The following is an 18,205-nucleotide window of genomic DNA, read 5'->3' on the forward strand; positions in this document are numbered from 1 at the left end:
TGTCCGGGAGGCTGTCGAAGCGGATCGCAAAAGGCTCGCGGAGAGCTCCCCCATCGGGACTCCACCTGCCGATCCCCGTCCGTCATGGATCGCGGTCCGCCGGTGCCGTCAGTGGGTGTGGCGTGCTCGCCGTGCGCGCGCTTGCGTCGTCTTCGCAGCTGCCCGTCTCGGTCCGTTCAATCCCCGCCCGGAATGGGTCGGGGTCGTCACAAGGATCCAAGCGGAATGTAGTGCTGTACCCCCTGCTTCATACCCCGCACCTCCCGGACCAGATCGGCCAGATCGCCGACGTGCTCGACGAAGTCGATCTCCGAGCAATTGACCACGAGGAGCGGGGTTTCGGTGTAGGAGTGGAAGAAGGTGCGGAAGGCCTCCGTCAGCCGTTCGAGATACTGTGGGCTGATGCTGCGTTCGAACTCGCGATCGCGCTTGCGGATACGCCGCAGGAGAACGTCGGGGCGGGCCTCCAGGTAGATGACCAGATCCGGGCGCGGGATGCGGCGGTCGAGGAGCTGGAAGATCTCGCGGTAGAGGTGCAGCTCCTCCACGGAGAGCGTGATGCCGGCAAAGATGCCGTCCTTCGCGAAGAGGTAGTCGGCGACGGCGCCGGTGCGGGCGAGGTCGTCGGCGTCCAGCTCCACCTGCTGGCGGTAGCGGCCGAGCGTGAAGGAAAGCTGAGCCTGGAGGGCATGGCGTTCGGGGTCGTCGTAGAACCGCTTCAGGAACGGGTTGTCTTCGACCCGTTCGAGGACGGTGCGGGATCCGAACTCCGTCGCGAGTCGCCGTGCGAGGGCCGTCTTTCCGACGCCGATCGGACCCTCAACCGCGATGTAGCGCGCCGCCGCTCGGTCCACCATCCCCACCCGGGTTACGCCGCGCGCCGTACCACGTCGTGAAAGGTTCTGTCCAGTAGTAGAACCGCGTTCCTTCGACTATATGCGCCCGGCCATGCCGACCGCCGTGCTCCGCCGGACCGTTGCCCAGTGCTTCCTGGTCGGTATCCCGGGGCCGGCGATCGACGCCGAGGCGCGGGATTTCCTGGCCGAGTTCCCGGTCGCCGGGTTCGTGCTCTTCAAACGCAACGTCCGCAGCGCGGCGCAGCTGCGCCGCCTGGTGGCTGCGCTGAAGGCAACCGGCGCCGGCCCCGAGCCGCTCATCGGCATCGACCACGAGGGCGGTCGGGTGCATCGGCTCGGCCGGCCCTTCACCCACTTCCCGCCCATGGCCGCGGTGGCCGCAGCCGACGACCCGGTGCTCGCGCTGGCCGTCGGTCGGGCCATGGGCCGCGAGCTCGCGGCCGTCGGCTTCGACCTGAACTTCGCGCCCGTCCTCGACGTCGACTCGAACCCGCGCAACCGCGTCATCGGCGACCGCGCCTTCGGCACCACGCCGGCCCAGGTGATCCGCCTCGCGCTGCCCTTCGCGCGCGGGCTCCAGGCAGGCGGCATCATCCCCTGCGGCAAGCACTTCCCCGGCCACGGCGCGACCGTCGGCGACTCGCACCGCGTGCGGCCGCGCTACCGCGCCGCCGCCGCCGTGCTGCGCCGCCGCGACCTGCCGCCCTTCGTGCGCGCCGTCCGCGCCGGCTTCCCCGCGCTGATGACGTCGCACGTCGTCTACCCGGGGCTCGACCCGCGCCGCCCCGCCACCATGTCGCCGCGCATCGCCACGACGCTGCTCCGCCGCACGCTCGGGTTCCGCGGCGTGCTGTTCAGCGACGACCTCGACATGCGCGCCGTGTCGGCGCGCTGGACGCCGGCGCGCGTCGCAGTCGGCGCCCTCGCGGCCGGGTGCGACGCCCTCCTCGCCTGCGGCTCCCTGCCCGCGGCGCGCGAGGCGATGCTGGGCATCGAGCAGGCCGTCCTGCGCGGGAAGCTACCGGCGGCGCGCGTCGTCGAGGCAGCGACGCGTCTCCACGGGCTCCGCACGCTGCGCCCGCGCCGGCGGCCGGCCATGACCAACGGCTGGCCGGCCCATCTCCGCCTGGCGGCCCGCCTCGCCCGCGCCCTCGACGACGCGGGCGCCTGATCGTCTAACGCCGCCGCTGGCGGCAGGCGCCTCGGCGCGCCGGGCCGGTGCCCGCACCGCACGCGACGCGGCGGCGGGCCGCGCCGGCGACGACGCGGCGGCGGGCGTCGCGTCGGCCACCATGCGCGACAGCGCCCGCAGGTACGGCGAACGCGCCACGCCGCGCTCGGTGATGATCCCCGTGACCAGCTCGTTCGGCGTCACGTCGAAGGCCGGGTTCATGATCTTCACGCCGGTGGGCGCGATCTGGCGGTCGAAGACGTGCGACACCTCGCGCGTCGGCCGCTCCTCGATCGGGATCATGTCGCCGCGCGGGCAGGCGAGGTCGACGGTGGACGTGGGCGCCGCGACGTAGAACGGGATGCCGTGCCGATGCGCCAGCACGGCGTGCCCGTAGGTGCCGATCTTGTTCGCGACGTCGCCGTTCGCCGCCACGCGGTCGGCGCCGACGACGACGCAGTGGACGCGCCCGCGCTGCATCATGTGGGCGGCCATGTTGTCGGTGATCAGCGTCACCGGGATGCGGTCGCGCTTCAGCTCCCAGGCGGTGAGGCGCGCGCCCTGGAGGAAGGGTCGGGTCTCGCAGGCGATCACCTGGACGCGCTTGCCCGCCTCGCGCGCGCCGCGGATGACGCCGAGCGCGGTGCCGTAGCCCGCGGTCGCGAGCGCGCCGGCGTTGCAGTGCGTGAGGATCGTCCAGCCGTCCTCGATGAGGGCCGCGCCGAACTCGCCCATGCGGCGGTTGGCGGCGATGTCCTCGTCGTGCATCGCCAGCGCCTCGCGCTCGAGCAGCGTGCGCAGCGTGTCGAGCGGGCGGTGCTGGTTGCGCTGGAAGATGCGGCGCATGCGCTCGATCGCCCAGAACAGGTTCACGGCCGTGGGCCGCGTCGCCGCGAACGTACGGCAGAGACGCTCGAAGTCGCGGTGGAGATCGCCGGGACGCAGCGAGCGCGCGCCGAGGGCGATGCCCATCGCGGTGGCGACGCCGATCGCGGGTGCGCCGCGGATCACCATCTCCTTGATCGCCTTCGCGACCTCACGATGATCGCGATAGACGCGATAGACTTCCCGGGTCGGCAGCAGTCGCTGATCGAGCATCACCACGCCGCCGTTCTTCCACTCGATGGTTCGTACCGCCATTCGTTGCTCCGGGGATCGACCATACCGCAACGTCCCCCGACGTGACAGCGAAATCTCCCGCGCTGCGGCGAACGCCATGCCGGAGCCGAGACCCTTCGCCGGCGCATCGGCGTCGGTCCCTTGACGCTGCGTCGGGGCCCCCGCTACACGGCGCGGGTGAGCGACTTCAGTCAGTCGTACGCGACGCGCGTGGCCGCCTCGCTCGACGAGTGCTTCGCGGTTCTCACCGACTTCGACGACTACCCGCGCTGGTCGAGCCCGATCACCGAATGCCGCGTGCTCGAGCGCTGGCCCGACGGGCTGCCGAAGCGGGTCGGGTTCGCGCTCGACATGACGATCAAGACGGTGCGCTACGTCCTCGAGTACACCTGGGACCCGCCCCACGGCGGCAAGTGGCACCTCGTCGAGGGCGACCTCACCTCCGTGCAGGGCGCCTATCGCTTCGAGCCCGGGGACGACGGCATCACCGCCACCTGCACGCAGGCCATCGACCTCGGCTTCTGGGTCCCCGGCTTCCTGCGCAGCGCGGCCGAGAAGAAGGCCCTGCGCGATTCCGTCGAGGAATTCCGCGCCGCGGTCGAGGCCCGCGCGCGCCGCGCGAGCTGAGCGGTGGACCTCGCCGGCTACTGGTCCGGCCCGTGGCCCGCCGAGGACGCCGGGCCACGCCGCACCGCGACCGTCGCCCGGGGCCTCGCGCTGCGCCCCGGCGAGCGCCTCGTCGCCGCCGCCAGCGCCGACGTGCTCGGCGGCGTCATGCCGATCCTGCGCACGCCGGACGAGCTCTTCGTCCTCGTGCAGGCGCTCGGCAACCCGCAGGCGCAGGTGCTGCTGCTCGACCCCGAGACGCTCGCCCCACGCGCCCCGGCGCGCGACCTCGACGCCGGCCCGTGGTGGCCCGGGGGCATCGCCGCGCACGCCAACGGCGACGTCTACGTCACCTGCGGCCGCTGGTGTCACCGGCTCGGCCCGGACCTCAGCCTGCGCGCCTCGCGCGAGCTGCCGCAGGACCGCCCCTACAACTCCTTCGTCGTGCTGCCCGACGGCTGCCTCGTCATGAAAGACCTGGTGCGCGACGGCTCGCCGTCGCGCCTCATGGTGCTCGAGCCCGAGCGCCTCGGGCCCGTCGCGCCGGAGACAGCGGTACCCGAGGGCTCGATCGCGCGGCTCGGCGCCGACGCGGCGACCGTCTACGTCGTCGGCGATCACACCGCGTTCCGCTTCCACTGGGACGCCGCCGCCGGGCGCCTGCGGCTCGACGACGCCTGGCGCGTGCCCTACCGGCAGTTCACCGACCAGTCCTTCGGCTGGGATCCCGTCGTCGCCGGCGGCCAGGTGTGGTTCATGGACAACGGCGACCACCGCTACGCCGGCACGATGCGCGACGCCGGCGTCGCCGAGGGGCCGCTGCACCTCGTGCGCGCCGCGGTCGACAGCGGCGACTTCGAGCTGGTGCCGGTCTGCGGCGTCCCGCGCGGCGCGATCACCAATCCGCCGCTCTACGACCCCGCGCGCCGCATCGCGATCGCGTTCGACTCGGCCAACGCCGTCCTCGCCGCCTTCCGCTTCGCCGACCGGCTGGAGCCGCTCTGGTCGCAACCCCTCGACGTCGCGAGCCACCTCGTCCTCGGTGCCGACACGGGCGAGCTGGTCGTCAACGACCACCGCGACGGCGAGGACCACGTCGTCGTCGTCGACGTCGAGACCGGCGCGGAGCGCGGCCGCGTCGCCACCGGCAGCCCGGTGCAGTCGGTCGTCTTCCCGGCCATGGGCGCACGGCGCGACCTCTACTACTGCTCGTTCGCGCGCCTCGTCCGCGTCGGCGTCGGCTGATGCTGTCGGCGCTGCGGGTCGTCGACCTCACGGATCACCGCGGGCTGCTCTGCGGCCAGATCCTCGGCGACCTCGGCGCCGACGTGATCCACGTGGAGCCGCCCGGCGGCTCGCCGGCGCGGCGCCTCGGGCCGTTCCACGGCGACGTGGTCCATCCCGACCGCTCCCTCTTCTGGTGGGCCTTCACGCGCAACCAGCGCAGTGTGACCCTCGACGTCGCGCACCCCCCCGGCCGCGAGGCCCTGGCCCGCCTGCTCGAGACCGCGGACTTCCTCGTCGACTCGGCGCCGCCCGGGACGCTGGCCGACGCGGGGCTCGATCCGGCGACGGTCGCCGCCACCCATCCGCGTCTCGTCCACGTCTCGATCACGGCGTTCGGACAGACCGGCCCCAAGGCGGGCTGGGCCGGCGCGGACATCGTCCTCCTCGCCGCCGGCGGCCCGCTGATCCTCACCGGCGACGCCGACCGCCCGCCGGTCCGCCTGCCCGTGCCGCAGGCCTGGCTCCACGCCGGCGCCGACGCCGCCGTCGGCGCGATGATCGCGCACCACGCGCGCATGCGCTCCGGACACGGGCAGCACGTCGACGTGTCGGCGCAGCAGTCGGTCGCGCTGGCGACGCAGTCGTACATCCTCGCCGCCGCCTTCGACGCGCCCGAGGTGCAGCGCGCCGCGGGCGGGCTCACGATGGGGGCGGTCAGCGTGCGCCTGCTGTTCCCGGCGAAGGACGGCCACGTCGCGATCACGTTCCTCTTCGGCTCCGCGATCGGACCGTTCTCGCGCCGGCTCATGGAGTGGATCCACGAGGAGGGCGGCTGCGACGCCGCGACGCGCGACAAGGACTGGCTGCGCTACTCGCAGCTGCTGCTCTCCGACGAGGAGCCGCTCGCCGAGTTCGAGCGGGTGAAGGCCGTGATCGCCGCGTTCACGGCGGCGCGTCCGAAGGCCGAGCTGCTCGCCGCCGCGCTCGCACGCGGCCTCCTCATCGCCCCGGTGTCGACGCTGGGCGAGGTGCTCGCGAGCCCGCAGCTGGCTGCCCGCGAGTACTGGCAGCCGCTCGACCATCCCGAGCTCGGCACGACCGTGCGCTACCCGGGCGCCTTCGCGCGCTTCGAGGCGTCGCCGCTGCGCTGGCGCCGGCGACCGCCGCGCGTGGGCGAGCACACCGACGAGGTGCTCGGGGGCGAGCTCGGGCTCGACGTCGCGACGCTGCGCGCGCGGGGGGCCGTATGACGGGCGGTGCGCTGTCGGACGTGAAGGTCCTCGACCTGATGTGGGTGATGGCCGGCCCGGCCGCCACCCGCATGCTCGCCGATCACGGCGCCACCGTGGTGCGGATCGAGTCCACCCGCCGCATCGACACGGCGCGCACGCTGGCGCCGTTCTTCGACGCCGTCCCCGGCCCGGAGCGCTCCGGCTGCTTCCAGAACCTCAACGTCGGCAAGCGCATGCTGACGCTCGACCCGACGACGCCGGCCGGGCGCGGCGTCTTCCTCGACCTCGTGCGCTGGGCCGACGTCGTCACCGAGTCGTTCGCGCCGGGGACGATGGCGCGCTGGGGGCTCGACTGGCCGGTGCTGCGCGGCGTGAAGCCCGATCTCGTGATGGTGAGCTCGTGCCTCATGGGGCAGACGGGGCCGCTCGCGGGCTTCGCCGGCTACGGCAACCTCGCCGCCGCGATCTCCGGCTTCTCGAACCTCGGCGGCTGGCCCGATCGGCCACCGGCAGGACCGTTCAGCGCCTACACCGACTACGTCTCGCCGCGCTTCCTCGCCGTCGCGATCCTCGCCGCGCTGGAGCACCGGCGGCGCACCGGGGAGGGACAGCTCGTCGATCTGTCGCAGGCCGAGGCGTCGCTGCACTTCCTCGGCCCGGCGCTGCTCGACCGTCAGGTGAACGGCCGCACCATGACGCGGCGGGGCAATCGCGATCCCGAGCTCACGCCGCACGGCGTATACCCGGCCGCGGGCCGCGATCGCTGGATCGCGATCGCGGTCGACGGCGACGCCGCCTTCGCGGCCCTGTGCGCGGTGCTGGAGCGCCCCGCCCTCGCCGCGGACGCGCGCTTCGCCACCCGCGACGCCCGCCATGCCCACACCGACGCGCTCGACGAGGCCGTCGCCGCGGCCACCGCCGCGCACGACATGCACGATCTCGCCGGCCGCCTGCAGGCGGCCGGCGTCGCCGCACACGCGGTGCAGAACAGCGCCGAGCTGCTCGCGGATCCGCAGCTCCGCCACCGCGAGCACTTCGTCGCGGTGCCGCACCCCGAGCGGGAGACCGTCACCCTCGAGAACGCCCGCTTCCGGCTCTCGCGCACCCCGGCCGCCGTGCGCGGGCCGGCGCCGACCTGGGGCGCCGACACTGACTGGGTCCTGCGCACGCTGCTCGGCTACGACGACGCGCGCATCACCGAGCTCGTCGCCGCGGGCGCGCTCGAGTGAGCGCGCTCAGCCGGCCGCGCGCCGCGCCGCCGGCTCCTGCGCCCGGCAGCGCTCGAGCCACCGGCTGACGAGCACGAGCGTCCACAGGAGGCCGCCCCGATCGCGGCTGCCGCCGTCGTGCTCGGCACGGAAGCGGGCGATCGTCTCGGGGCGGAAGAGCCCCTGGGCCTCGAGCCGGGCGGGCGACAGCGCGTCGTCGACGAGCGCGGCCAGCGGCTCGCGGCGCCACGCGGCCGGCGTCGGGACTAGCGGCTCGTGGGCGCGGCGGAGCACCGACGCCGGCAGCACGTCGGCGAGCGCGCCGCGCAGCAGCTGCACGCGCTTGCGGCCGCCGCCACGGCGGTCCGCCGGAACGCTCGCCGCCACTTTGGCGAGCCGGTGATCGGCGAGCGGGAAGCGCAGGTCGACGCCGTACGACGCCGCGAGCTCGTGGAGCTGCGTGAGCGCCGGCAGCCGCAGGTGGAGCGCCACGTGGTGAATCGCGTCGAGCGGGTCGCCGGCGCCTGCCGTCATCGCGTCGGCGCAAAGGCCCGCGAGACGCTCCTCGGCCGCCGTCTCGCCGAGCAGGGCCATGGCGTCGGGCGTCCACAGCGCGAGCCGGTCGGCCGGCGTGAGGAGGCCGCTGCGTCGCGCGAGGAACGCGACCGGTGCCAGCGGCGCCGCACGCACGAGCGACGCGATCCGACCGCGGGACGCCAGGCGCGCCCACAGCTCCGCCGTCTCGCGCGCGAGCCCCGGAAGGCGCCGGAAGGCGTCGACCGCCGCCCACTCGCCCGCGTCGTCGGCTCCGCCCAGGATCTCGGCGCCGCCGTGACCGGACAGGAGCACGCGCTCGCGGATGCCGCCTTCGAGGAGCGGCGCCAGCAGCGCCAGATCGAGCCCCACGGCCGGCAGCCCGTGGACGTCGAGCAGCCGCTCGGCCAGCGCCGGCCAGTCCGGATCGGCCTCGCCGACGACCGACGCCACGCCGTGGCGCGCCGCGAACCGCGTCGCGCGCCGGGCGACCTCCGCACCGCCGCGGCCGGTGGCCACGACATAGGCGTGCGCCGGCGGCCGGCGCTCCGCGGCCACCTCGCCGAGCAGCGCCGTCGAGACGAGCCCGTCGGAGAGCAGGAGCCCCGTGACGATGCCCGCCTGGCGGAGGCGCAGCGCCTCGCGCAGCCGCTCACGCACGAGCGTCGGCGCATCGACGCGGAGCAGCCGCCGCTCGGGGAAGGTGAGATGCCAGTAGCGATGGTGCCGCAGCCGGCCCGCGTCCCACTGGAGGAGCTCGCCGGGACGCACCTGGCGCACCGCGAGGTACGGCGTCGCCGGCGCGGGCACCGCCCCCAGCGTGAGGATGGCATCGAGGGCCGCGAGGTCCCAGGCGCTCGACACGCCCGGGAGCGCGAGCAGCGTCGTCAGCGAGTCGGACGCGGCGAAGCGCCCCCCGTCGGCGACGACGTAGAGGGGGCGGAGCCCGAGCTGGTCGCGCACCACGACCACCCGGCCGCGGCGCTGGTCGACGACGGCGAGCGCGAACGCCCCGCGCAACGCCGTGACCGCCTGCGTGCCGCGTTCCAGGTAGAACGCGAGCGCGATCTCCGCGGCGCCCCGCCGCCCGGGTGCGTCGCTCGGGCCGAGCCCGCCCGCGAGCTCCGCGCGGTTGTAGAGGGTGCCGGCGAAGAGCACCCGCACCTGCCCGCTCGGGCTGGTCGCGATGCGTCCGCTGGCGAGCGAGACCGCGGCGCCGTTCGGCAGCGTGCCCTCGAAGGCAGTCGCGTCCGGGACGCCGCCCGCGTGGGGGCTCGCGTCCGGGGCCGCATCCGGCCAGCCGACGAGGAGCAGCATGCCCGCGGTCCGTTCAGAGCCGCCGGCTCGTGAACTCGACCTCGTCCTGGACCACGGTGAAGAGGTACTCGCTGCGCTCGACGCGCAGCCGCCCGCGCAGCTCGAAGGCGTCGTGCGTGAACTCCAGCTCGGCGTTGGTGCGCCCGCGCGGCATCAACGCGTAGCCCGCGACCAGCGGCAGCGATCCGGCGACCGACAACGCGATCGTCGGCGCAGGCTCGAACTCGCCGACGGCGGGAGCGTGCCAGCCCTGCGGCTGCGGCTCCATGGTCGCCGTGGTGAGCCGGACGTCGCGCGCGCCGGCGAACGTCATGGTCACCCAGCAGGTCTCGTTGCGCCCGGCGATGAACGCCGGCTTGCCCGCGCACTCCGCGCGCACGAGCGTCTGCGGATGGAGGTGGACGAGCGATTCGCCGTCCCACTCGCCGCTGCCCAGCAGCTGGTCGCAGACGACCCAGAAGCGGCCCGGCAGGCAGAAGACGTGCCGGCGGTGGCGCAAGCGCTCGCCGCTGTCGTCGGTGGCGCCGAAGTAGACGAGGCCGTCGCGCACCGCCCACACCACGCTCGTGGCCGGCGGGCTCTCGCATCGCACCGGGGCCGGGCCGCCGACGAGGACGTTCTGCGCCTGCGGGGAGCGCGCATGGGCCGCCAGCACGTGCGTGACGTCCGCCCCACACCCCGGCCCGACGACGAGCGGCAGGCCGCCCACGGATAGCTCGTAGCCGAACGCGGCCCGCCCCTCGGCGGCGCCGCGGCCGTCGACGACCATGAGGTCGCGCGCCCCGCCCGGCAGGACGTAGAGCCCCGTGCGACGCAGCCCGCGCGGCTCCGCCACCGTCTCCTCGCGCACGAACGCGTTCCACGCGCGGCGGCCGCTCTCGCCGAGCACGAGCAGCGGCCAGACCCCGGGCAGCTCGCCCGGCGCGGCGAAGGCGGCGTCGTGCAGCACGACGGCGGCGATCGCGAGCAGCTCGAAGGCCGGTCGCGCCATCTCGGCGGGCGTCCCGTCGCCGAGCGGCAGGCTGCCGTCGGGATGGAGGATGCGCGCGAGGAAGTCGGCCATCGCCTTGACGCGCTTGCGGCCCCAGGGCGGGACGTCGTCGTTGCTCGCGCGCATCAGCGCGAGCACGTCGAGGAAATCGCCGAGCACCTGGGCGTGACGCGCCGGCGAGCCGCCGCGCACGCCGCCGTCGTCGGCCACCTGCTCGCGCAGCAGCCCCCACAGGAGGTTGGTGCCCGCTTCGAGCCATTCGCGGGCTTCCATCCCGTCGAAGAAACGGCCGGCCATGATGAGCGCACGCCCGGCGGGGACGAGGCCCTGATCGGGCCCCAGGCGAGGCACCGCGACCGCGAGCGCGACCGCCTCGGCGTAGAGCGCGTCGAGGAGCGCGCGACGCCGGTTCGCGTCGGCGCGCAGCTCGTTCGCGAACACGGCGTGCACGTGGATCAGGTTGGCGATCCGTCGCGCCTGCGCGCCGACGTCGGCCGCCCCACCGGCACCGCGACCGCGCGCCATCCAGTCGCCGACGTGCGCGGAGGCCGCCTCCCACCACTGCGTGCGCTCGGCCGGCGACTCGGCCATCGCGGCGGCGAGCGCCATCGCGAGCCCCTCGTCGAGCCGGTGAAGCGCCGCGCGCCAGGCGTCGGACGCGTCGCGCACGGCCCAGTCGATCCGTCCCGCGAAGACACGTTCCTCGCCGAGGTGGCGGAAGCGCAGCGCCACGGCGTCGTTCGCACGCGCGAGGATCTCGCCGGCGACCCCGCGATGCTCCGCGCCGAGGGCCGCGAGGCCGGGGAGGAAGGGCTGGCCGAAGCGGACGCGGGGCTCGGGGGCGCGCGTCCAACCCCGGGTGAGGAAGGCCGACCGCAGTCGCGCCTGGAAGCCGGTCGGCAAGCCGGCGCGCCGCTCGGCGTGCCGGGGAACCTCCAACGTGCTCTGCTGCGCCACGCCACCCCCTCCGCTACATCAACGCGTTGCACTGTAGCGCAGGCTCGGCTGGAGGTCGACAGCCGGGCGCGGAAAAACCCGCCTCGGTTGCACCCGCTGCGGCGCGTCGACTAGAAGCCGCCGCCATGCTGGCCATGGCGATCCGCGAGCTGCGTCGTCGCCGGCTGCGCAGCCTCCTCACCGCGGGCGGCATCGCGATCGGCGTCATGGCCCTCGTCCTGCTGGGCTCGCTCGGCGAGAAGATGGGGCGGCTCGTCGCCGGCGGGCGCGACTTCGCCGCGGGCCAGATCACGATCAGCGGCGCCGGCGCCGGCACGGCGACCGGCATGATGGGCGGCGGGCTCGTGTCGGGCGAGCAGATGGAGCGGGTGCGGGCGGAGCCCGGCGTCGCCGCGGTGGCGCCCATCGTCATGTTCCCGCTCTCGCAGACCCCCGCCGCGCTGCCCTTCACGCTCGCCCCGATGGCGTTCGGGGTCGATCTGCCCATCCTGCTCAACAACCGGCGCGCGCCGCCGCCGCGCGCGGCCGCCGGCCGGCTCCAGCCGGAAGGGGCCGACGAGATCGTGATCGGCAGCCAGGTCGCGGCACATTTCGGCATCGGCGTCGGCGACACGCTCGACGTGCGCGGGCAGACGCTGCGGGTGATCGGCGTCCTCGAGCCGACCTTCACCGGTCCCGACAGCTTCGTCTTCCTGCCCTACCCGACGGCGCAGCGGATGCTGATCGACGGCGAGCCGCTGCTGCGCCGGCTCGTCATGGCCCCCGGTAGCAAGGTACTGCCCATCGCCACCGCGGCGGCGGTCTTCTGGGCGGAGGGCACCGATCCCGAGGAGCTGTCCGCGCGCCTGCGGACCGACGTCGAGGGCCTCTCGGTACTCTCGCCGGCGCAGGCCGAGGCCGACATCGACCGGGCCCTCGCGTTCCTGATCAGCATGATCGTCGGCAGCGGCGTCGTCGCGCTCGTGGTCGCGTCGCTGGCGGTGACGAACACCATGTTCACCGCCGTCGTCGAGCGGCGGCGCGAGATCGGGCTCCGGCGCGTGGTCGGTGCGACGCGGCGCCAGGTGGTGACCCAGCTCGTGCTCGAGGCGCTGACCCTCGGCCTCGCCGGCGCCGGGCTCGGGCTCCTGCTCGGCACCCTCGCCGTGCAGGGGCTCAACGCCGTCACCTCGCGCATGGGTGCACCGGTCTTCCTCCTCACCGGGCGGCTGGCGTTGGCGGCCGCGCTCGCCCCGCCGCTCCTCGCGGCGTTGGCGGGGCTGTGGCCGGCCTGGCGGGCGGCGCGCATGCCACCGACCGATGCCGTCCGCTACGCCTGAGCGTCAGACCTGCGTGGAGGGCTCGGGCGACTCGGTTGCAGAAGCGCCGCCCTGGCGCCCGTGACCGCGCCGGCGCCGCCGGCGGCGCCGTGAGCGGCCGTGGCTGCGGGCACGCCCGCCCCGGCGGGAGCCTCCGGGCCTGGGCGGTGGCAGGCCGGGGGCGCCCAGCTGGCGGCGAGGTCGGCGGCGGCGGCGTCGATGCCGGTGGCAGCGAGAAGGTGGGCGTCGGCGACCTGGGCCTGGACCTGGGCTTCCCCGCCCTCTTCTGGCGCCCGCCGCGGCGACGGCGCCGGCGGCGCTTGCGCCCGTCGGTCGCTCCCTGCCCGTTCACCGGCGCTGCGCGGCGAGCGGCTGCGGTGCGCCGCCGCCCGGGCGCGTCGCTCGCGCTCGCGGCGCTTGCCCCCACGGCCGCGGCGATTCCCGCGCGCCGCCGGCTCGGCGACGCCGTTCGCGCGGCAGAGGTCGCAGCGCCCGCAGACGCGCGCGTCGTCGTCGCCGAAGTAGCGACGGATCGCGACGCTGCGGCAGACGGTGTCGTCGGCGTACTCGGTGACCGCACGCAGGCGGCGCGCGTCCTCCCGGCGCAGCACCTCGAAGCGGCTGCGCAGGCCCTCGACGCGATCGACGAGCTCCTCGAGCGGTACCGTCGGGCGCACGCGATTCTCGGGCAGGCGCTCGGCGACGCCCGCCTCGACGAGCGTCGTCACCAGTGAGCTCGCGGCGCGCTGCGAGATGCCGGCGGAGAGCGCCAGCTCCTCGATGTTGGGATCGCGGTCTTCCCCCGCCCAGGCGGCGAGCGCGCGGCCGAAGTTGCCGAGCAGCGACGGCGAGAGGCGCGAGAGCGCGAGCAGATGCTCCTGGATCTCGAGGTCGCTGTCGTCGTAGAGGAGGATGCAGCGCGCGGACTGGCCGTCGCGGCCCGCGCGTCCCGCCTCCTGCACGTAGCGCTCGAGCGACGCGGGCGCGTGGTAGTGCACGATGTAGCGGATGTCCGGCTTGTCGATGCCGAGGCCGAAGGCGCTGGTCGCGACCATCACGATGCGCTTGCCCTTGCGCATGAAGCGCGCCTGGTGCGCCGTGCGGTCCTTGTCGGTCATCTTGCCGTGGTAGCGGGCGCACGGGACCTTGATGAGGCGCAGCCCGAGCCACACGTCCTCGACGGCTTTGGTCGTCGAGCAGTACACGATGCCCGGCCGCGGCATGCGACGGGCGAGCTTCGCGAGCTGGCGCAGCTTCTCGTCGCCGCGCGCGCGCCGGACCTCGAAGATGAGGTTGCGGCGGTCGGGAGACGCCGCGATGACCTCGGGCTCGCGCAGCGCCAGGTAGCGGACGATGTCGTCGCGCACCGGAGGCGTCGCCGTGGCGGTGAGTGCGAGCACACGCCCCACCTTCAGCTGCTGCACGCGCTGGCCGAGCGCGAGATACGCGGGCCGGAAATCGTGGCCCCACTCCGAGATGCAGTGCGCCTCGTCGACGGCGACCATCGCCGGCGGGACGATCTCGAGCAGCCGCCCGAGCTCCTTGCCGGCGAGCGTCTCCGGCGTGGTGAGGATCAGCAGCGGCCCGCCTTTGGCGATGCGCGCGAGGCCCTCGCGACGGTCGGCGGCGCCGACGGTGCTGTCGAGGCGTACCGTCGGGATGCCGAGCTGGACCATCTTGTTGTACTGGTCCTCGAGCAGCGCCAGCAGCGGCGAGACGACGACCGTGGGGTCGGGCAGCAGGACCGACGGCAGCTGGTAGCAGAGCGACTTGCCGCCGCCCGTCGGCATGATGAGCAGCGTGTCGCGCCCGCCGAGGACGGAGAGGATCGCGCGCTCCTGCTCGCGATGCAGCCGATTGATCCCGAACCGCTCGCGGGCGGCACGGCGGATGTCGTCGAGACCTGGTCCGGGGGTCTGCTCCCCGGCCGTCTCGTCCGGATCGACGCTCTGCAAGTCCACTCTGGTCCCTCTCCGGTGTGCCTCCGGACGCCGCTCCGTAGGGATCGACCGCCGGTTCTTCGAGGTCTAACCGGACCTCGCGGCCGCTCGCCCCGCCGGACGAGATCCGAACGGGCCGCATGCGGGTGGGGCCTCGGAGCGCGTCCCCAGGACGCGCAACCCCTCGAGGACGGGAAGCGTCTAACCGATTACCGGGACGAAATCCACCCTGCCCCGATGATCGCTACGGGTCAGAGGAACATGAGCATCGCGGCGGCGGCGCCGAGGGATACGCCGGCCGAGAGGACGCCCAGCGCCACCTTGCCCGCCGTCTTCGCGGTGCGCTCGGCACCGGTCGGGACGACGTTGGGCTCGACGTCCTGCGACGCGACCGCCGTCACTTCCTGCACGCCCTGCACGGGCGCGGCGGGGTGCAGCACCTCGATGCCCTGCTGCACGCCCGTGTTGATCGGCGTGATCTGCTGGATGTTGACGTCCTCGGCGTGCACGGCGGCACCGACGACGACGACCAGGACGAGGGGCGCGATGAACCTGCGCATCGGGCCGGAGGATAAACCAACCCGCGCACGCTTGCGAGCGAAAAATCGGCCCCGAGCCGAGGTTTGCCCCTGCAGGAGGCCCCGGCTAACACGGATCCCGACCATCACACAGGGGGTTCCAGGGATGCCGACACAGCACGCGGGCGAGCTCGAGGAGGTCATCGGTCAGGTGGCCGACAGCTATGCCGAGGGACGCCTCATCGACAGCCTGAGCAGTGCGCAACTCCCGAACAAGCGCCAGGTGATCGAGGCCCTGAACCACCTGAAGGCGGTCATGTACCTCGGCTACTACGCCACCGGCCACCTCGACCCGGACAAGCTGCGCTACGCCGTCTCGGCCCACCTCTATCCGGCGCACGAGATGCTCGTGGAGCAGATCCGGCGCGCCGCCAGCTACGAGGGCTTCCGCACCACCGGGACCCCGAACGACCCCGACTGGCCGCGGCAGGTCACGATCGACTTCCTGCGCACCATCCCCACGCTGCGCGCTCTCCTCTCGAAGGACGTCCTCGCCGCCTTCCAGGGCGACCCGGCCGCGAACAGCGTCGAGGAGGTGATCTTCAGCTACCCCTCCATCGAGGCGATCACCGTGCACCGCATCGCGCACGAGCTGCACCGGCGCGGGGTGCCGATGCTGCCGCGGATCATGACCGAGCACGCGCACTCGTGCTCCGGTATCGACATCCATCCCGGCGCCGAGATCGGCGAGTCGTTCTTCATCGACCACGGCACCGGCGTCGTCATCGGCGAGACGTCGGCGATCGGCAGGCACGTGAAGATCTACCAGGGCGTGACGCTGGGGGCGCTCAGCCTCGAGCGCGGCGGCGCCGCCAATCGGGGCACGAAGCGCCACCCGACCATCGAGGACCACGTCACGATCTACGCCGGCGCGACCATCCTCGGCGGCGACACGGTCATCGGTGCGCACTCGATCATCGGCGGCAACGTCTGGCTGGTGCACTCCGTCGAGCCCAACAGCCGCGTCACCTCCGAGACGCATCCGAAGCGCTGACGCGCGCGTCGGCCGTTGCCTGGACTCACACCTCGCGGCCGAAGAGGAGATCCAGCAGCGTCCGGTGCTCCGGCGTCACGAAGACGCAGACGTGGTCCCCTGCCCGCAGCTCGGTGTCGCCGCGCGGCGCGATCACCCGATCCCCACGCAGCACGAGCACGAGCACGCACGCCTCCGGGATCGGCAGGTCGCGGACCGGCGCCCCCGCCACCGCCGACGCGGCATCGACGTGGAACCAGACGAACTCGCCGCGGTAGTCCCGGTGCGAGACCAGCTCGACCGTCGCCGTGGGCGATTCCGGGCCGCCCATCGTGAGCCCGAGCCGACGGGCGACGAGCGACACGGTGGCCCCCGGAATCAGGCTCGATACCAGCACGATGAAGAAGACGAGGTGGAATATCTCCTCGCCGCGGTGCGCGCCGCCCAGCACCGGATAGATCGCGAGCACGATCGGCACTGCGCCGCGCAGCCCGACCCAGGCGATGAACCCCCGCTCCCGCCACGGCGTGGGAAACGGCGCCAGCGACACGAGCACGGCGAGCGGCCGGGCGACGAACGCGAGCGTCAGCCCGAGGATCAGCCCCTCGTCGGCCAACGGCCAGAGCCGCGACGGCGAGACGAGGAGCCCGAGCAGCAGGAACATCGAGAGCTGCGCGAGCCAGGCGAGCCCGTCGTGGACGCGGCGCACCCCCGCACGGTACGGCAGCGGCCCCGCGCCGATGACGATGGCCGCGACGTACACCGCGAGGAAGCCGCTGCCGTCGACCAGCGTCGTCGCGCCGTACGCGAGGAACGCCAGCCCCACCGTCACGACCGGATAGAGCCCCGCGGCCGGCAGCGTCGCGCCCGGCAGGATCAGACGCCCGAGGCCGCCGAACAGGAGGCCGCCGACGACGCCGACCACGAACTCCTGGAGCACGAACAGCACGGTGTCGACGCCGAGCTGCGCCTCCCCGAGCACGACCCGCGCCGCCACCGTCGTCAGCACGACCGCCATCGGATCGTTGAGGCCCGACTCGACCTCGACCGTGGCGTTCGTGCGCTCCTCGAGACGCACGCCGCTTCCCCGCAGGACGGAGAAGACCGCGGCCGCATCGGTCGACGACACCACGGCACCCACCAGCACCGCGAGCGGCACCGGCAGGCCGACGAGGATCCCGGCCCCGGCCACCACCGCCGCCGTGATCACCACGCCGAGCGTGGCGAGCGAAACGGCGCGGGCCACCACGCCCCGCAACACCGCGAGCGGCGTATTGAGACCGCCGTCGAAGAGAATCAGCACGAGCGCGATCGAGCCGATGCGAAAGGCGAAGGCGTAGTCGTCGAACGGAATGCCGCCGAGCCCGTCGGAGCCGGCGATCATGCCGAGGACGATGAACAGCACGAGCGCCGGCACGCCGAGGCGCTGCGACACCGGGCTCACGAGCGTCGCGACGAGCAGCAACGTTCCCGTCGCCGCGAGCACGAGGGCGGTCGGATCGTGCCCCACGCTCAGTGCGCCCTGGACGCGTGGCAGCGCCGCGACATGGTCGAGCGAACGGAACAGCGGCGGCGCATGGCGAACCGTGGCTAGCAGAGGGCCGGTACCGGAGCGAGGCGCACGGCCCGCCGGCGCCCACGTGCACGAGGGGTGTGGCGACCGTGCCTGCCCGGTCGCACCCGGCAGCGCCGGCGGCCTTGACTCCGATACTTAACCATAGTTAATCATTTGCCAGCGTGAAGCCATCTCCAGACGCCGTGCACGGAGCCATCGTCCAGCTCCAGCGCCTCGCCGAGCTCTTCCGGCGGCGCCGCGTGCAGCTGGCGCAGGCGGTCGGGCTCACCGAGGAGCAGTGGCGCGTGCTGGAGCAGATCGCGACCGAGCACTTCATGCCGTCGCTGTTCGCCCGCCGCCGCGAGACGTCGGCGGCGGCCGTGTCGCGCACGATCCGGCAGCTGCTCGACAAGAAGCTGGTGTCGGTGAGCGTGGCCCGCGACGACGGCCGCCAGCGCCGCTACGTGCCGACGGCGAAGGGCACGCGCACCCTCGACGGCCTGCGCGAGCGCCGGCGCGCCGCGATCGACGCCATCTGGATGGATCTCGATCCCGCCCAGCTCGACGCCTTCACCCGCTTCAGCGGCGAGCTGGCGACGCGCCTCGAGGCCTATGCCGCCGACGAGAAGTAGCCGACGCGAC

Annotated in this window: 14 protein-coding genes; 7 read left to right on the top strand and 7 right to left on the bottom strand. The window is 73.9% G+C overall.

The features are described from left to right. Positions 1-206 precede the first annotated feature (206 nt). A complete protein-coding gene (locus KIT14_19210) occupies positions 207-857 on the bottom strand; it encodes a deoxynucleoside kinase (GenBank protein ID MCW5892648.1) in 651 nt (216 codons plus the stop codon). Positions 858-1,875: 1,018 nt separating this feature from the next. Beyond that, on the bottom strand, positions 1,876-3,168 hold the full coding sequence (mtnA, locus tag KIT14_19215; GenBank protein ID MCW5892649.1) for an S-methyl-5-thioribose-1-phosphate isomerase: 1,293 nt from the start codon (positions 3,166-3,168) through the stop codon (positions 1,876-1,878). Between the two features lie 156 nt (positions 3,169-3,324). Between mtnA and KIT14_19220 the strand changes: the two genes are divergently transcribed. Genes KIT14_19220 through KIT14_19235 form a run of 4 tightly spaced genes read left to right on the top strand, consistent with a single transcriptional unit; the run spans position 3,325 to position 7,441 of the window. Further along, positions 3,325-3,774: an SRPBCC family protein gene (locus KIT14_19220; protein MCW5892650.1), complete on the top strand. Its 450-nt coding sequence runs from the start codon at positions 3,325-3,327 to the stop codon at positions 3,772-3,774. 3 nt (positions 3,775-3,777) lie between these two features. After that, a complete protein-coding gene (locus KIT14_19225; protein ID MCW5892651.1) occupies positions 3,778-4,998 on the top strand; it encodes a hypothetical protein in 1,221 nt (406 codons plus the stop codon). Further along, entirely contained in the window at positions 4,998-6,230 is a 1,233-nt protein-coding gene (locus tag KIT14_19230; GenBank protein ID MCW5892652.1) for a CoA transferase, read from the top strand. Before KIT14_19225 ends, KIT14_19230 begins: the two co-directional genes overlap by 1 nt. Next, entirely contained in the window at positions 6,227-7,441 is a 1,215-nt protein-coding gene (locus tag KIT14_19235; protein MCW5892653.1) for a CoA transferase, read from the top strand. The genes KIT14_19230 and KIT14_19235 overlap by 4 nt, the downstream gene beginning before the upstream one ends. Before the next feature lie 6 nt (positions 7,442-7,447). Here the strand turns inward: KIT14_19235 and KIT14_19240 are convergent, their stop codons facing one another. Together KIT14_19240 and KIT14_19245 are read right to left on the bottom strand one after the other, a co-directional pair. Beyond that, positions 7,448-9,271 carry a hypothetical protein gene (locus KIT14_19240; protein ID MCW5892654.1) on the bottom strand — a complete coding sequence of 608 codons (1,824 nt, stop codon included), beginning with the start codon at positions 9,269-9,271 and terminating at the stop codon, positions 7,448-7,450. A gap of 13 nt (positions 9,272-9,284) precedes the next feature. After that, a complete protein-coding gene (locus KIT14_19245) occupies positions 9,285-11,201 on the bottom strand; it encodes a heparinase II/III family protein (GenBank protein MCW5892655.1) in 1,917 nt (638 codons plus the stop codon). A gap of 143 nt (positions 11,202-11,344) precedes the next feature. Here KIT14_19245 and KIT14_19250 point away from each other — a divergent pair, with 143 nt between their 5' ends. Continuing rightward, the gene (locus tag KIT14_19250) at positions 11,345-12,538 is read left to right on the top strand and encodes an ABC transporter permease (GenBank protein MCW5892656.1); all 1,194 of its coding nucleotides are present in this window, start codon (positions 11,345-11,347) and stop codon (positions 12,536-12,538) included. Here KIT14_19250 and KIT14_19255 read toward each other — a convergent pair. Next, positions 12,529-14,478 carry an ATP-dependent DNA helicase RecQ gene (locus KIT14_19255; GenBank protein MCW5892657.1) on the bottom strand — a complete coding sequence of 650 codons (1,950 nt, stop codon included), beginning with the start codon at positions 14,476-14,478 and terminating at the stop codon, positions 12,529-12,531. The genes KIT14_19250 and KIT14_19255 overlap by 10 nt on opposite strands. Positions 14,479-14,708: 230 nt before the next feature. Continuing rightward, on the bottom strand, positions 14,709-15,017 hold the full coding sequence (locus KIT14_19260) for a hypothetical protein (GenBank protein ID MCW5892658.1): 309 nt from the start codon (positions 15,015-15,017) through the stop codon (positions 14,709-14,711). 124 nt (positions 15,018-15,141) lie between these two features. Between KIT14_19260 and KIT14_19265 the strand changes: the two genes are divergently transcribed. Next, positions 15,142-16,029 carry a serine acetyltransferase gene (locus KIT14_19265; protein MCW5892659.1) on the top strand — a complete coding sequence of 296 codons (888 nt, stop codon included), beginning with the start codon at positions 15,142-15,144 and terminating at the stop codon, positions 16,027-16,029. Between the two features lie 25 nt (positions 16,030-16,054). Here KIT14_19265 and KIT14_19270 read toward each other — a convergent pair whose 3' ends face one another. Next, positions 16,055-17,518 carry a potassium/proton antiporter gene (locus KIT14_19270; GenBank protein MCW5892660.1) on the bottom strand — a complete coding sequence of 488 codons (1,464 nt, stop codon included), beginning with the start codon at positions 17,516-17,518 and terminating at the stop codon, positions 16,055-16,057. Positions 17,519-17,745: 227 nt separating this feature from the next. On the opposite strand from KIT14_19270, the gene KIT14_19275 reads away from it, so the two are divergent. Beyond that, positions 17,746-18,195: a MarR family transcriptional regulator gene (locus KIT14_19275; GenBank protein ID MCW5892661.1), complete on the top strand. Its 450-nt coding sequence runs from the start codon at positions 17,746-17,748 to the stop codon at positions 18,193-18,195. The last annotated feature ends 10 nt before the right edge of the window (positions 18,196-18,205 follow it).

It is taken from the genome of bacterium (assembly GCA_026129405.1).
GTDB lineage: Bacteria > Desulfobacterota > Binatia > DP-6 > DP-6 > JAHCID01.

Coding starts and splice junctions, on each gene's coding strand:
- KIT14_19210 (MCW5892648.1), bottom strand. CDS start 857: ATGGTGGACCGAGCGGCGGCGCGCTACATCGCGGTTGAGGGTCCGATC.
- mtnA (MCW5892649.1), bottom strand. CDS start 3,168: ATGGCGGTACGAACCATCGAGTGGAAGAACGGCGGCGTGGTGATGCTC.
- KIT14_19230 (MCW5892652.1), top strand. CDS start 4,998: ATGCTGTCGGCGCTGCGGGTCGTCGACCTCACGGATCACCGCGGGCTG.
- KIT14_19235 (MCW5892653.1), top strand. CDS start 6,227: ATGACGGGCGGTGCGCTGTCGGACGTGAAGGTCCTCGACCTGATGTGG.
- KIT14_19240 (MCW5892654.1), bottom strand. CDS start 9,271: ATGCTGCTCCTCGTCGGCTGGCCGGATGCGGCCCCGGACGCGAGCCCC.
- KIT14_19250 (MCW5892656.1), top strand. CDS start 11,345: ATGCTGGCCATGGCGATCCGCGAGCTGCGTCGTCGCCGGCTGCGCAGC.
- KIT14_19260 (MCW5892658.1), bottom strand. CDS start 15,017: ATGCGCAGGTTCATCGCGCCCCTCGTCCTGGTCGTCGTCGTCGGTGCC.
- KIT14_19265 (MCW5892659.1), top strand. CDS start 15,142: ATGCCGACACAGCACGCGGGCGAGCTCGAGGAGGTCATCGGTCAGGTG.